The sequence below is a fragment of the Roseomonas sp. WA12 genome (assembly GCF_054165765.1).
Genome location: NZ_CM135108.1, coordinates 2,970,997 through 2,985,619 on the forward strand (window position 1 = coordinate 2,970,997; position 14,623 = coordinate 2,985,619).

At 73.0% G+C, this 14,623-nt stretch carries 8 protein-coding genes; 6 read left to right on the top strand and 2 right to left on the bottom strand.

Annotated features, from left to right (window positions below):
* Nucleotides 1–2 precede the first annotated feature (2 nt).
* Complete coding sequence (gene urtE / locus ACVBD7_RS14335; RefSeq protein ID WP_458093906.1) at nucleotides 3–695, top strand: urea ABC transporter ATP-binding subunit UrtE; 693 nt, start codon at nucleotides 3–5, stop codon at nucleotides 693–695.
* Between the two features lie 59 nt (nucleotides 696–754).
* Nucleotides 755–1,462 carry an SDR family oxidoreductase gene (locus ACVBD7_RS14340; protein ID WP_458093907.1) on the top strand — a complete coding sequence of 236 codons (708 nt, stop codon included), beginning with the start codon at nucleotides 755–757 and terminating at the stop codon, nucleotides 1,460–1,462.
* A 1-nt stretch (nucleotide 1,463) separates the two neighbouring features.
* Here the strand turns inward: ACVBD7_RS14340 and ACVBD7_RS14345 are convergent, their stop codons facing one another.
* Together ACVBD7_RS14345 and ACVBD7_RS14350 are read right to left on the bottom strand one after the other, a co-directional pair.
* Nucleotides 1,464–2,273, bottom strand: coding sequence for an enoyl-CoA hydratase/isomerase family protein (locus ACVBD7_RS14345; RefSeq protein WP_458093908.1), 810 nt, complete (start codon nucleotides 2,271–2,273; stop codon nucleotides 1,464–1,466).
* A gap of 64 nt (nucleotides 2,274–2,337) precedes the next feature.
* Nucleotides 2,338–3,099 carry an SDR family NAD(P)-dependent oxidoreductase gene (locus ACVBD7_RS14350; protein ID WP_458093909.1) on the bottom strand — a complete coding sequence of 254 codons (762 nt, stop codon included), beginning with the start codon at nucleotides 3,097–3,099 and terminating at the stop codon, nucleotides 2,338–2,340.
* Between the two features lie 89 nt (nucleotides 3,100–3,188).
* Between ACVBD7_RS14350 and ACVBD7_RS14355 the strand changes: the two genes are divergently transcribed.
* The 4 genes from ACVBD7_RS14355 to ACVBD7_RS14370 all read left to right on the top strand — a co-directional run bounded on the left by ACVBD7_RS14355 (nucleotide 3,189) and on the right by ACVBD7_RS14370 (nucleotide 14,578).
* Nucleotides 3,189–4,196, top strand: coding sequence for a C-terminal binding protein (locus ACVBD7_RS14355; RefSeq protein ID WP_458093910.1), 1,008 nt, complete (start codon nucleotides 3,189–3,191; stop codon nucleotides 4,194–4,196).
* Nucleotides 4,197–4,377: 181 nt separating this feature from the next.
* On the top strand, nucleotides 4,378–5,721 hold the full coding sequence (locus ACVBD7_RS14360) for a glycosyltransferase family 4 protein (RefSeq protein ID WP_458093911.1): 1,344 nt from the start codon (nucleotides 4,378–4,380) through the stop codon (nucleotides 5,719–5,721).
* Nucleotides 5,722–5,747: 26 nt separating this feature from the next.
* The gene (locus ACVBD7_RS14365; protein WP_458093912.1) at nucleotides 5,748–13,262 is read left to right on the top strand and encodes an SDR family NAD(P)-dependent oxidoreductase; all 7,515 of its coding nucleotides are present in this window, start codon (nucleotides 5,748–5,750) and stop codon (nucleotides 13,260–13,262) included.
* The gene (locus ACVBD7_RS14370; RefSeq protein ID WP_458093913.1) at nucleotides 13,259–14,578 is read left to right on the top strand and encodes an aminotransferase class I/II-fold pyridoxal phosphate-dependent enzyme; all 1,320 of its coding nucleotides are present in this window, start codon (nucleotides 13,259–13,261) and stop codon (nucleotides 14,576–14,578) included. Before ACVBD7_RS14365 ends, ACVBD7_RS14370 begins: the two co-directional genes overlap by 4 nt.
* Nucleotides 14,579–14,623 lie beyond the last annotated feature (45 nt).

Genomic DNA, 14,623 nt, shown 5'->3' on the forward strand with positions numbered 1-14,623 from the left:
TCATGCTCCGCGCCACCGACATCAAGCTCTCCTACGGCGCCAGCCTCTGCCTTCGCGGCGTGGACCTCGCCGCCGATCCGGGGCGCATTACCTGCGTCCTCGGCCGCAACGGCGTCGGCAAGTCGTCCCTCATACGCTCCATCATGGGGGTGGAGCGCATCGCCGAAGGGCGCATCGAATGGGAGGGCCGCAACATCGCCGGCCTCTCCCCCGCCGACCGAGCCCGCGCCGGCATCGGCTATGTCCCCCAGGGGCGCGAGATCTTTCCCTTCCTGACCGTGCAGGAGAACCTGGAAACCGCCCTCGCCGCCGCGCCGCGTGGCAGCAAGGTGTCATCGGAGGTCTTTGACCTCTTCCCCATCCTCAAGCAGTTCCTCCGCCGCCGCGGCGGCGACCTTTCCGGCGGCCAGCAGCAGCAGCTCGCCATCGCGCGGGCGCTGACCGCCCGCCCCCGGCTGCTGATCCTGGACGAGCCCACCGAGGGCATCCAGCCCAGCGTCATCAAGGACATCGCCCGCGTCATCCGCCATCTCGCGCGCGACCGCGGCATGGCTGTGGTGCTGGTGGAACAGTATTTCGAATTCGCCCGCGACCTCGCCGACCGGATCACGGTGATGGTGCGCGGCGAGGTGGCGCTGGAGGGCGAGACCCAGGCCCTGGAGGAGGACGCGGTTCGCCGCCTCCTTACCGTGTAGCCGGGCAAACCCCCGGGCATCCGCTCGCGTTCCCTGCAAGCCGAGGGGGGTTTGGATTGATGGTTGAGGCGAAGCGGGTCGCACTGGTCACCGGCGGTGCGAAGGGGATCGGCCGCGGCATCGCGCAACGTCTGGCGGCCGATGGCTGGCACGTGGTCACCGCCGATATGGAGGAGACGGGCCCGGAAGAAGCCGCCCGCCATGTGCAGGCCGACATCTCCGACGAAGCCGCCGTCCGCACCCTCATCGACGGCATCACCGCCACCGAGGCCCGCCTCGACGGCCTCGTCTGCAACGCCGGCATCATGATCCGGAAGCCCCTGCGCGACCTGTCGCTGAACGAATGGTCCCGCGTCATCACCACCAATCTCACCAGCACCTATCTTCTCGCCCGCGCGGCCGAATTCCTGCTGCGCGCGGCCAGGGGCGCGATCGTCACCATCGCCTCCACCCGCGCCCACCAGTCCGAGCCGGATACGGAGAGCTACGCCGCCTCCAAGGGCGGCCTCCTCGCCCTCACCCATGCGCTGGCAATCAGCCTCAGCCCGGATGTGCGGGCGAATGTCATCTCCCCCGGCTGGATCGACGTGCGCAACGAGAAGCTGAGGGAAAAGGACCACGCCCAGCACCCCACCGGTCGCGTCGGCCAGCCCGCGGACATTGCCGCCCTCGCCGCCTGGCTTCTTTCCGCCGAGAGCGGCTTCGTCACCGGCGCCGAATTCATCTCCGACGGCGGGATGACGCGGAAGATGATCTACGAGGAGTGAGCTAGCTGGATTGCGTCGCCAGCCAGGCCGGCGCCCGCCGCGCCTTGAAGGCCGCGATCCCTTCATCCGCCTCGCCACTCGCGGCGCAGCGCGCGAAGGCCGCCGCTCCCGCCTCCGCATAGCCATCCGGCACCGCGCCCCCGAGCGCTGCCAGCATTGCCTTCGTCTCGGCCAGGGCACCGGGCGCGCCCTGCAGCACATCTGCCACCGCGCCTTCCACCAGCGCTTCCAGCGCTGCCGCATCCGGCGCCACCTGATGCACCAGCCCGATCCGCCCGGCCTCCACCGCGTCCATCACATGCCCCTGCAGCACCATGCGCGCCGCCTGGCTGCGACCCGCGCGGCGGACGATCCAGGGCAGGATCTGCGCCGCCACCAGCCCCCGCCTTGCCTCCGGCGCCGCGAAGCGCGCATCGGCACTGGCAAAGGCGATATCTGACGCGCAGACAAAACCCAGCCCGCCCGCGAAGGCCGAACCCTGCACCGCGCAGATCACCACCTGCGGCAATGCCGCCAGCGCCGCGAAGCGCGCACCGATCTGCCGGTTGCGCTCCAGCTGGGCCGCCATGCGCTGCTCGGGCGTCCCCGTCTCGCCGCCGACCTCGCCGAGATCCAGCCCCGCGCAGAAATGCCCGCCCGCACCCGACAGCACGAGCACGCGCGCCGCCCGGTCAACCTTCATCTCCGCAAGCAGCGAATCCAGCGCCTCCGACAGCGCCCCGTTCAGCGCGTTGCGGCGCGCGGGCCGGTTCAGCACGGCGCGCACCACGCCACCCTGCCGCGTGACCAGAAGCGGGGTCTCGTCGCTCATCCGGCGTTCCTCCAATCTTGTTCCGCCGTCTTGCCGCGTCGACAGGGCGCGGACAAGCGACGGCCTAGATCACCACGCCCCCGCTCACATGCAGTGACTGCCCGGTGATGTAGGCACCGCCGGGAGAGGCAAGGAAGGCCACCGCGGCCGCCACATCCGCGGGCTTGCCCAGCCGCCGCAGCGGGATGCGCGAGACGATCGCCTCCCAGGCCGGCGCCTCAAGCGCCACATGCGTCCCCGCATCCTTCTGCGTGAAGCCCGGCACGACCGCGTTCACCGTGACATGCGGGGCCAGCTCCACCGCGAGCGACCGCACTAGCGCCTCCACCCCGGCCTTCGCCGCGGCGCTGGCCGGGAACAGCGCGGTGTCCGTCCGGAACAGATGCGCCACGAAGGACGAGACGGCGACCAGCCGCGCGTCCCCTCGCTCCTCCCCCGCCCGTGCCAGATGCGGCCCCGCCGCCCGCGCCAGCCGCAGAAAGCCCCAAAGCACCGTGTCAGCGGTGCGCGCGAACCCCTCATCCGTCATGGCGGAGACCGAGGTCCGGTCAGCGAAACCCGCATTGGCCACCAGCACGTCCAGCCCGCCGAACGCCATGGCCGTCTCCTCCACCAGCCGCGCCGGCACCGCGGGGTCGGTCAGGTCGCCCACCAGCACCAGCGCCTCGGCACCCGCGGCCCGGAGCTCCGCCGCCACCGCCTCCGCCCCGGCCCGGTTACCCCGGCAATGCACCGCGATGGCGGCCCCCGGCACCGCCATGGCCCGTGCGACCGCCGCGCCGATCCCGCTGGAAGCCCCCGTGATCAGGATCCGCCGTTCCGCCATCGCCATTCCCCTCTTCGCTACACCCGGGATGGACGGCCCAATCCCCGGTGCCCAGGATGCCGCGCAAACAGGCGGCAAGGGAGAGGCGCATGGCGACCACGGTGATGCAGGCAGAGGGCCTCTACCCCGACGACGCGGTCGAGCGGGAGGTGCTGGGCCCCGATATCCGCGTCCTGCAGCCGCATGCCGAGAGCCTCGCCGAGGTGCCGGACGCCCTCTGCGCCGAGGTCGAGGGCCTCTTCGTCTTCCGCCATTGGCTCCGCACCGAGGACATCGCCCGCTTCCCGAAGCTGCGCTGCGTCGTCCGCATGGGCGTCGGCTATGACCGGCTGGACCGGGTGACGCTGGCCGAGCGTGGCGTGACCGTCTGCAACCTGCCGGATTACGGCACTACGGAGGTCGCCGACCACGCGATCGCTCTGGCCCTGACCCTTCGCCGCGGCTTGCTCCTACATCACGAGGCCCAGCGCGCCAGCCCGCCCGCGGCCTGGGTGCCCATCGAGTCGCCCCTGATCCAGCGCCCCTCCACCCGCACCTTCGGCATCCTCGGTCTGGGCCGCATCGGCACCGCCGTCGCGCTACGGGCCAAGGCCTTCGGCTGGCGCGTGGTGTTCCACGACCCGCACCTGCCGAACGGCACCGAACTCGCGCTCGGCATCTCCCGCGCCCGCCGGATCGAGGATCTCTTCGCCCAGGCCGACACCCTCTCCCTCCACGCCCCCCTCACCCGGACCACCCGGGGACTGGTGGACGAGCGCCTTCTCCGCCTCCTGCCGCCGGGCGCCGTAGTGGTGAACACCTCGCGCGGCCCCGTGCTCGACATCGACGCGCTGGAGCGTTGCCTGCGGGATGGGCATCTGGCCGGCGCCGGGCTGGACGTACTGCCGGAGGAACCGCCGGGCCCCTCCATCCCCACTCTCCTCGCCGCCTACAGGGCTCGGGAGCCTTGGCTGGCGGGGCGCCTGATCATCACGCCGCACAGCGCCTATCACTCTCCCGAAGCGGTGGAGGATATCCGGCGGAAAAGCGCGGAAACGATGCGGGATGTCTTGATCGAGGGCGCTCTGACGAACGTCATCCAGCCAACTCACGAATAGTTTATACTCTGACTGCCTCAACCAGAAGTACCCACAAGGAGAAGGTCTGCAACCATAACCTCAGCATAGAAGCCGGAACCGACTCGCGCCGCACTGCCTGCGAGGCCACTAGCAAACGAGGTGGCGTCCTTGTTCGCAGTTGCGGTAGACATGGGTTCGTCTTCCATCATGGAGAACATCGGTGCCGCGCGGCGAGGAGCTTCCGATTACGGACATCCGCCTGGCCACGCAGCCGCCCCATGTGGTCCTCGACGTCTCCCGCCTCATCGCCAGCGGGGCGAAGCTCGCCCCATCGGGGATCGACCGCGTGGAAATGGCCTATGCGCGCCGCTGGGCCGCCATGCCCGAGGGAACCTGCACCTTCGTCGGCCAAGCCCTGGCCGGCGACTACGTCGCCCTGCCCTGGCGCGCCGTCGTCGGCCTCATCGCCTCCCTGACCGAAGCCTGGGGCAGCGCGGATTCCGGTAACCAGGCCGCCCGCCGCGCCCGCCGCCTCTCCGTCGCCCTCCGCTGGCGAGTGATGGCTGGCATTGGCCAACGCGAACTCGCGAAGCGGCTGAAGGAAGCGGGACCGAAGGTCTTCCTTCTCGTCTCCCACCGCGCCCTCGACCGGGAGCGGCCTATCCAGACGATGCGCGAGGCCGGTTGCGCCTTCGTGCCCCTCATCCACGACCTGATCCCGGCCACTCATCCCGAATATGCCCGCCCCGGCCAGGCAGACCGGCACCTGAAGCGCATCGGCACCACCGCCGCCCTGGCCGACGCCATTATCGTCAACTCCGCCCATACGGCGGAGGCGCTGCGCCCGCATCTCGGCATGCGCAACATCCCGCCGCCGGTGGTCATCGCCCCCCTCGGCATCGAATCCCCGCCTGCGGTCGCCCCGGCGCTGCCGGCCGATCCGTATTTCATCGTGCTCGGCACCATCGAGCCGCGGAAGAACCACCTTCTGCTGCTTCACCTCTGGCGCGACCTCGCTGCCCGGATGGGCCGGCGCACGCCCCATCTCGTTCTGATCGGCCGCCGCGGCTGGGAGAACGAGAACGTGGTGGACATCCTCGAGCGCTGCGATGCCCTCCGCGGCACGGTGCGCGAGATGGGCCAGGTGCCGGACCGCGAGGTGTGGGAGCTGTTGCGCGGCGCCCGCGCCCTGCTCTTCCCCTCTTTCGCCGAGGGGTATGGCCTGCCGCTGGCCGAGGCGCTGGCGCTCGGCGTCCCCGCCATCTGCTCGGACCTGCCCGCGCTGCGCGAGGTCGGCGGCGACGTGCCCGACTACCTGGACCCGCTGGACGGTGTCTCCTGGCGCTCGACCATCCTGGACTATGCCGATCCGGCCAGCCCGGCCCGCGCCTCGCAGGTGGCCCGCATCGCCGGCTGGCGGCCGCCCCGCTGGGACAGCCACTTCAGCCGGGTAGACGAGGTGTTGGCCAGTCTTGCACGCCGGGCCAGCCACGCCCCGGTCCGCGCCGGCACGCAGCGCTGGATGCGTGCCCGGCCCGTCCGGCCCGGCGGCGCGGCCAGCTGACCGCGCGACGTCCACTGGGTTCCGATATGACACGCCCCGATTCCGCACCCGGCCCGGGCCCCCGCGCCACGCGCGCCCGCTCCCCGCGTTCCCAGGGCGCGAATGCGGCGGCCGGTGCGCCGGCCGGCGCGGCCGCCGAGCCCATCGCCATCGTCGGCGCGGCCTGCCGCTTCCCCGGCGCGCCGGACCTCGCCGCCTTCTGGTCGCTTATGATCGAGGGACGGGACGCCGTCTCGACCCTGCCGCCCGATCGCTTCAACCAGGACTGGTTCTACCACCCCCGCCGGGCGGAACCGGGGCGGTCCTACACCTTTGCCGCCGGCCATATCGGCGACGTGGCCGCTTTCGACGCCGTCCATTTCGGCCTTTCCCCGCGCGAGGTCGCAGAGGCGGACCCTCAGCAGCGCCTCCTTCTCGAGGTCGCCGCCGAAGCACTGGAGGATGCTGGCTGGCCCGCCTCCTCGGTTGCCGGGCGCGAGATCGGCGTCTTCGTCGGCGGCTCCTCGACGGATTACGCGGAGCTCCGCCTGTCGGATCCCGCCAGCGTCGACCGCTACTTCATGACCGGCAACACCCTCTCCATCCTGGGGAACCGGATCACCAACGTCTTCGACCTGCGCGGCGGCGCGCAGACCATCGACACCGCCTGCTCCTCCTCGCTCGTCGCCCTGTCCCACGCTGTGGATTCGCTCCGCGCCGGGCGGGTGGAGGCGGCGCTGGTGGGCGGGGTGCAGCTTCTCCTCTCGCCCTATGCCTTCACCGGCTTCTCCCGCGCCTCGATGCTCTCGCCCACCGGGCGCTGCCACGCCTTCTCCGCGGCGGCCGACGGCTATGTTCGCGGCGAGGGCGCGGGGGTGGTCATCCTAAAGCCCCTCTCGGCAGCGCTCGCCGACGGCGACGCCATCCGCGGCGTGATCCTGGCCGCCGGTGTGAACGCGGTCGGCCGCTCCATCGGCCTTTCATTGCCCGACCCCCAGGCCCAGGCCGCGCTGCTGCGTCGGGTGCTGGCCGAGACCGGCCTGCCCGCCAGCCGCATCTCCTATTTCGAGGCCCATGGCACCGGCACCCAGGCCGGCGATCCGGTGGAAGCCCAGGCGATCGGCGAGGTCCTTGCCTCGGGCGGGGAGGAGCGCGCGGTGCCGCTCCCCGTCGGCTCCGTGAAGTCCAATATCGGCCATCTTGAGACCGCCTCCGGCATGGCGGGCCTGATCAAGGCCCTGCTCGTGCTGGAGCACCGGGTCATTCCGCCGAACCTGCATTTCGGCACGCCCAACCCGCAGATCGACTTCGACCGCCTCCACATTCGCATTCCCACCGCGCCGGAGCCGCTGGTCGGGCGCGCGCCCGTGGTGGGCGTGAACTCCTTCGGCTTCGGTGGCACCAACGCCTCCGTCCTTCTCGCCCCGCCCCCCGTCGCGCGCCGCCGCGGCGATGAGCCGGCGGACGAGGCGCCAGGCGCCACCCTGCCGCCGCTGATTCTCTCCGCCCGCTCCTCCAAGGCCCTCAACGAGGTGGCCGTCACCTGGTCTGCCGCGCTCCGCGCCGAGCCGGCCCGGGCGCCGGCCCTGCTGCGCGGCCTGGCCCGCCACCGGGACCTCGCCACCCACCGTCTGGTCATGCGGGGCGCAGATGCGGCGGCCCTTGCCGACCAACTCGATTCCTTTGCCTCCGGTGAGCCCGCAGGCATCCAGGGCACCGCCTCCGCCGCCCCGCTGCGGGATGCGGCCGGCGTCGCCTTCGCCTTCTCAGGCAACGGCTCGCAGTATCCGGGCATGGCCCGCGAAGCGATGGCGCATTCCCGCGCTTTCCGGGAGGCGGTGGAGGCGGCCGATGCCGAGCTCACCCCGCGCCTGGGCTGGTCTGTCGCCGCAGCCCTTGCCGATGGGATGACGGCCGAGGCCTTGTCGGCCACCGAGGTTGCCCAGCCCACCCTCTTCGCCGTGCAGCACGGCCTCGTCGCCGCCCTGGCGGGCGAGGGCATCACCCCCGGCCTCGTCCTCGGCCATTCCGTGGGAGAGGTGGCTGCAGCGCTGGCCGCCGGCATCCTGAACCTGCCCGAGGCCGCCCGCCTCATCGTCGCCCGCTCCGCCGCCCAGGCCCGCACCCGCGGCCGCGGCCGCATGGCCGCCCTCAACGCCACCGAGGCCGAGGCCGCGCCGCTGCTGGCCGAGTGCGGCCCCGGGCTGGAGATCGCCGCCCGTAACGCCCCCCGCGCGCTGACCATTGCCGGCCCTGCGGATTCCATCGCCCGCCTCGCAGCCGCCGCGAAGCGCGAGCGCCTGACCGTCATCCCGCTCGACCTCGACTACGCCTTCCACTCCGCGGCGATGGACGAGGTGGAGGGCGCGCTTCGCGACAGCCTGGACGGGCTGATCCCGCAGGCGCCGCGCCTGCCCTTCGTCTCAACGGTCACGGGCGCCGTGCTCGATGTGCCGGCGGATGCCGAATACTGGTGGCGCAACCTGCGCGCGCCCGTGCACTTCGCCGATGCCGCCGCTGTGGCCGCCCGCCTCGGCGCCCGCCCGGTCATCGAGATCGGCCCCAACCCGATCCTGCAATCCTATCTCAGGGAGATCTTGCGGACAGCCAAGGCCGAGGCCCCGATCCTCGCCAGCCTGTCCAAGCGCGACGCGCCCGGCAACCCGATCCCCCTGATCGCGGATCGCGCCACGGCTCTCGGTGCCGACCCGCGCCGCGCCCCCGCTTTCGCCGGCCCCGCGGCCCGGCGCGGCCTGCCCGCCACCCCCTATGCCCGCAGCCGCCACTGGTTCCAGAGCACGCCCGAGGACATGCGGCTGCATGACCCCGTGCTGGACCACCCGCTGCTCGGCTTCCGGCGGGGTGCCGAGCCGTCCGAGGGCGCCGCCACCGAGTGGACCCGCAACCTCGACGCCGCCCTCATGCCCTGGCTGGCCGACCACCGCCTGGGCGAGGAGGCCGTGCTGCCCGCGGCCGGCATGGCCGAGATGGCGCTCGCCGCCGCAGCCCGCCGGTTTCCGGATGCCGAGGCGCTGGAGATCTCCGCCCTCCAGATCCTGCGCCCCCTGCCCATCCCCTCCGGTGAGGCAGGCAGCCAGGAGGTTCGCTTCCGCCTCGCCGAGGACGGCACCTTCCGCCTGGAATCCCGCCGCCGGATGAGCGGCGAGAGCTGGTCGCTCAACGCCCGCGGCCTGCTCCGCCCCGCCACCATCCATGCCCTGCCCGCCCTGCCTGCGGCGCAGCAGGAAGGCGCCCGCCGCGTCGCAGAGCCTGTCCTGCACGGTATCGCCTCGCGCTGCGGCCTGGATTACGGCCCCGCCTTCCGCCCCGTGCGGCATGTGGACATCGCCGAGGGCGGTACCGCAGAGGTGGTATTGGACCTTCCTGCCGAAGCCCCGGCCGACGACGACTTCCTGCTGCACCCCGTGCGGCTGGACGGCGCCATGCAGGGTCTGATCGGGCTGCTTGCGGATCGCCAGGGCGTATCCGCCACCGGCGAGGCCCTCATCCCCGTCCGCTTCGAGCGACTTGTCATCCGGCGCGATGCCGGCCCGGCCGCTCGTGCTGCCCTCACCCTCACCCATGCCGGCCAGCGCGCGGCCGAAGCGCGGCTGGTGCTGGGCGACGCGAATGGCCGCCCGATCGCCCTGGCCCAGGGCGTATGGTTCCAGCGCGCCCGGCTCGGCCGCGGCGAGGCCGGAGAGGCGGTGGCCTTCCGGCTCGAGGACCAGCCGGCGATCGACCCCGCCCTGCCCCCGCCCGACCAGGTGCGCGCTCTCGACCTCGCCCTGGCCGCCGCCGGCGCCCGGGACGAATCGCTCGACCTTTCCGAGCCCGCCCTGCTGCTGGAAGGCTATGTCGCCGCCGCCACACTGCGCGCCCTGGCGACACCCGGGAACGGAGTGGACGAGGCCGCACCGCGCCCCATTCTGCCCACCACCCCCTACGCCGCCACCCTGCTGCGGGCGCTTGAGGAGGATGGGCTCGCCGTAAAGGAGGGCCCCGGCTGGCGCCTGCTCTCCGCGGAGGACCTGCCCGAGCCGGAGGAGATCTGGCGCTCCGTCCTGGTAGAGCGTCCGGCCCTGGCGCAGGATCTCGCCCTCGTCGCGCTGGCCGCCGAGCGCCTGCCGGAGGCTCTTTCCGGCCATCTCCCGCCCGAGGCCGCGCGTCTTCGCGTTTCGGAGGAATCGGCTGCTGTCGACCGGCTGGCCCAGGTGGTCGCCGACGCCGCGGCCGCGATCGCCACCGACTGGCCGGTGGACCGCCCGCTGCGCGTGCTCGATCTCGGCGGCGCCGCGCTCAGCCGCCACATCGCTGCCGGCCTCGCCCGCTCGGGCCGCCGCATCCTGCATATGCTGGCCGGCGAGACCCGCCCCGCTCCCACCGCCCAGGCAGCCGCCGAGGTGGTCACGCTCGACTGGGATCCGGCAGGTGTCCTGCCGCCGCCTGTCATCGCGGATCTCGTGGTGGGGGTGAACCCGGCCATGCGTGGCCGCGCCGGCACCTCCCTGCTCGACAACCTTGCAGCCGCCCTCGCCGAGGGTGGCCTCCTTCTTCTGGCCGAGCCGATGCCGGGCCGGCTTGCCGACTTCATCGGCGGCCAGTCCCCCGATAGCTGGTCGGACCCCACCCCGCCCGACGCCGACACCTGGCGCGCTGCGCTGGAAACGGGTGGCTGGTCCGCGGCCCGGCTGGAACCGCTGCGCGCCTCACCCTGGCCCGCCCTCCTCATCGCCGCGCAACGGCCGGCGCCGCCGCAGGCCGTCCCTGCCTCGGGTGAGGGCCGCCGCGTCATGGTGCTGGCCGATGCCGGGGCCGGCCCACTGGGCGAGGCCCTGGCCGCCGCCCTCGGCGGGGTCGGCGCCTCGATCGAGCTGCAGCGGCTGGAGGACGCCTCCGCTCTGCCCCCGCGCGCCCTGCGCGACGTGGCCGTGATCGCCCTCGCCAACCCGGCCGGCGCGGCCCTGTCCACCACCCTTGCCGGCATCACTCAGCTCGCCGCCAATGCATCCGGTGCCTGCTCGGGCTTCACCTTGATCGCCCAGGGCGGCCCGTCCAACCCGGCGGCGGAGGCGGTGCGCGCCCTCGGTCGCGTGCTGGCCAACGAGATGCCGGACCTCGCGCCGCGCCGCATCCTCATCGACTCCGTCCTTGCACCGGCCGCCGCCGCCCGGCGCCTGCTGCCGGAGCTGCTCAACCCCGGTAGCGAGCCCGAGCTGCTGCTCGGCCTCTCCGCCCGCCGCGTGCCGCGAATCGCCCAGGGCCATCCCGCCGCCCCCAGCCCGGCCTCGCGCCTCGCCGTGCGCCAGCCGGGGGCGCTGGCCTCCCTTGCCTGGGAGCCGATGGAGCCCCTGCCGGCCCCCGGCCCGGGCGAGGTGCGGCTGCGCGTGGAGGCCGCCGGCCTCAACTTCCGCGACCTGATGTGGGCGCAGGGCCTGCTGCCCGAGGAGACGCTGAAGGATGGCTTCGCCGGCGCCGGCCTCGGCATGGAATGTGCGGGCGTGGTGGAGGCCGCCGGCCCCGGCGTGCCCTTCCACCCCGGCACGCGGGTGTTCGGCTTCGCCCCGCGCGCGCTGGCCAGCCGGGCGCTCACCGGCGCCCAGGCCCTGGCCCCGATCCCCGAGGGCCTGACCTTCACCGCCGCGGCCACCATCCCCGTCGCCTTCCTCACCGCCGTCTATGCGCTGGAAACCTGCGCGCGGATCGCGCCGGGTGAGCGCGTGCTGATCCATGGCGGCGCGGGCGCGGTCGGTCTCGCCGCCCTGCAGGTGGCCCAGGCCGCAGGCGCCGAGGTGGCGATGACCGCCGGGTCAGCCGCCAAGCGCGCCTTCCTGCGCGCCGCCGGCGCCCATCTCGTGCTCGACAGCCGCGCCAGCGGCTTCGACGACGCGCTGCGCCGCCACTGGCCCGAAGGTGTGGACGTGGTGCTGAACTCCCTTGCCGGGGAGGCAATGGAGCGCAGCCTGGCGCTGGTGAAGCCCTTCGGCCGCTTCATCGAGTTGGGCAAGCGCGACTATGCCGAGGACCGGCGCATCGCCGTCCGTCCCTTCCGCCGCAACGTCACCTATTTCGGCGTGGATGTGGACCAGCTGCCAAAGGCCCGCCCGGCCGAGGCGGCGCGGCTGCTGGAATCCATCCGCGGCCGCCTCGCCGCCGGGGATTTGCGCCCCATCCCCTATTCTCGCCGTCCGGCAGAGGACGCAGAGGGCGCCTTCCGGCTGCTGCAGGCCAGCGCTCATATCGGCAAGATCATTGTCCTGCCCCCGCGCGGCGACGCCCCGCCGCCCAGGACCTGGGCACCGGGCGAGGGCACTATTCTCGTCACCGGCGGCACCGCGGGCTTCGGGCTGGAATGCGCCAAGTGGCTGGCCGCGACTGGCGCCCGCCGCATTGCCCTCCTTTCCCGTCGCGGCCCGGCCACCCCGGATGCGGGAGAGGCGATCACGGCGCTGGCCGCCCTCGGCGCGCGGGCCAGCGCCCATGCGGTGGATGTCTCCAGTCGTCCGGCCCTTGCCGCCGTGCTGGACGCGCTCCGGCAGGAGGGCCCGATAACCGGCGTCGTCCACGCCGCGGCGATTTTCGACGACGGTGCCGCGGCCTCCATGGATGCCGGCCGCTTCGCCCGCAGCCTCGCGCCCAAGCTCACCGCGGCCGAGAACCTGGACCGGCTGACGGAGGAGGATCCGCTCGACCTCTTCCTCCTCTTCTCCTCGGCCACCACTGCGCTGGGTAATCCCGGCCAGGCCAACTACGTCGCCGCCAACGCGGCGCTGGAGGCCCTGGCCCGCCGCCGCCGGGCCCGCGGCCGACCGGCGCTCGCCGTCGGCTGGGGACCGATCGCGGATGCCGGCATCCTGGCGCGCGAGGCCGAGACCGCCCAAACTCTGGCCCGCCGCCTCGGCGTTGAGCCGATGACAGCGCGCGAATCCTTCGAGGCCCTGCCCGGCCTTCTGGCCTCCGGCGCGCCGGTCATCTCCCTGGCACGCATCGCCTGGAAGCGCGCCGGCGCTGCCCTGGCCGTGCTGCGCGAGCCCGCCTTTGCCGCCCTGCGCGGCCGGCCGGAGGAGGCGGACACCGACATCGCCGACATGCGCGCCCATCTGGCCGCCCTGCCGCCCGGCGAAGCGCAGACCCTACTCGCCCGCATCGGGGCCGAGGAGCTGGGCCGCATCTTGCGCCTGCCACCCGAGAGCATCGCACCCGACGCCCCCGTCGCGCGCCTCGGCCTCGACAGCCTGGGCGGACTGGAGCTGCGCGGTGCGCTGGAGGCCCGGCTGGGCATGCCCGTGCCCCTTTCGGCCGTGACCGAGGACCTGACCGTCGGCGGCCTGGCGGCGCGCATGGTGGAAGGGCTGTCGGGCGGCGCGCGGGAAGCGCAGCTGGATGCGCTGGTGGGGCATTTCGAAGCGGGCTCCCCCACCCCACTTACACCGGAGCCCACCCCGGCCGACGCCGCGACCCTGGGCAGCACCGGCCATGACGTGCCGACGGGCGCCTCCGCCGACACGCGCCCCGGCGTGACAACGGACACGCGCCCTGGCGCGATGGAGACCAACGCGTGAACCAAGGCCTCGGCCTTTCTGCGACCGCCCGCCTCGCCCTCCTCAATCGGCTCTCCAAGCGCCGTGCGCGGCAGGAGGAGAGCGGCGCCGAAGGGGGGCGTTCCTCCTTCGCCGACCTGCCTGCGCTCCGCGACTTCGAGATGCTGAAGACGGCGATGGAGGCGCTCGACCTTCCCAACCCGTTCTTCCGGCAGCACCAGGGCGTGGCCGCCTCCACCACGGTGATCGGGAACGAGGAGTTCCTGAACTTCTCCTCCTATAACTACCTCGGCCTGAACGGGGACGAGCGCGTGAAGGCCGCCGCCCATGCCGCGATCGAGCGGCACGGCATCTCCGCCTCTGCCTCCCGCGTCGTCTCGGGCGAGCGGCCGCTGCATGCGGAACTGGAAGCCGCGATCGCCGCCCATTACGGCACGGAGGACGCGCTCACCTTCGTCTCCGGCCATGCCACCAACGTCACTGTCATCGGCCATTTGATGGGCCCGCGCGACGTGATCCTGCACGACGCGATGATCCACAATTCCTGCGTGGAGGGCGCCCGCCTCTCGGGCGCGCGCCGCATCCCCTTCGCCCACAACGATGCCCATGCCGCCGAGCGCGAGCTGGCCGCCGCTCGCCGCGGCGCTGGCCGCGCCCTCATCCTCATCGAGGGACACTACTCGATGGATGGCGACGTGCCGGACCTCGCCCGCTTCATCGAGATCGCCCGCCGCCACGATGCCTGGCTGATGGTGGACGAGGCGCACTCTCTGGGCGTGCTCGGCGCGACCGGCCACGGCATTGCTGAGCTGCAGGGCGTGGATCCGACCGGCGTGGACATCTGGATGGGCACGCTGTCGAAGACGCTGTCCGCCTGCGGCGGCTACATCGCCGCCAAGCGGCAATTGATCGACTTCCTGCGCCACACCGCGCCGGGCTTCGTCTATTCGGTCGGCCTCGCTCCTGTCCTCGCGGCTTCTGCGCTGGAATCGCTGCGTATCCTGGGCGAGGAGCCCTGGCGCGTGGGCCAGCTGAACGCCAACGCCGCGCAGCTGCGCGACGGCTTCCGCGCACGCGGGCTGGACGCCGGCGCCTCGGCCGCCCATGCCATCGTTCCGCTCATGACAGGCTCCTCCGTGCGCGCCGGGCGTCTCTCGGCCGAGCTGTTCCGGCGCGGCGTGAATGTGCAGCCCATCACCTTCCCTGCCGTTCCGGAACGCGCGGCGCGGCTGCGCTTCTTCCTTTCCGCCGACCACACGCCCGCGCAGATCGACCGCGCCGTCGAGATCGTGGCCGACACGGCGGCCGGGATCGCCCCGGCGGAGCTGGCGGGCTGACAGGGGCGGGGCGCCCGCCGCGCATCGCCCTCCTCACCCTTTCCA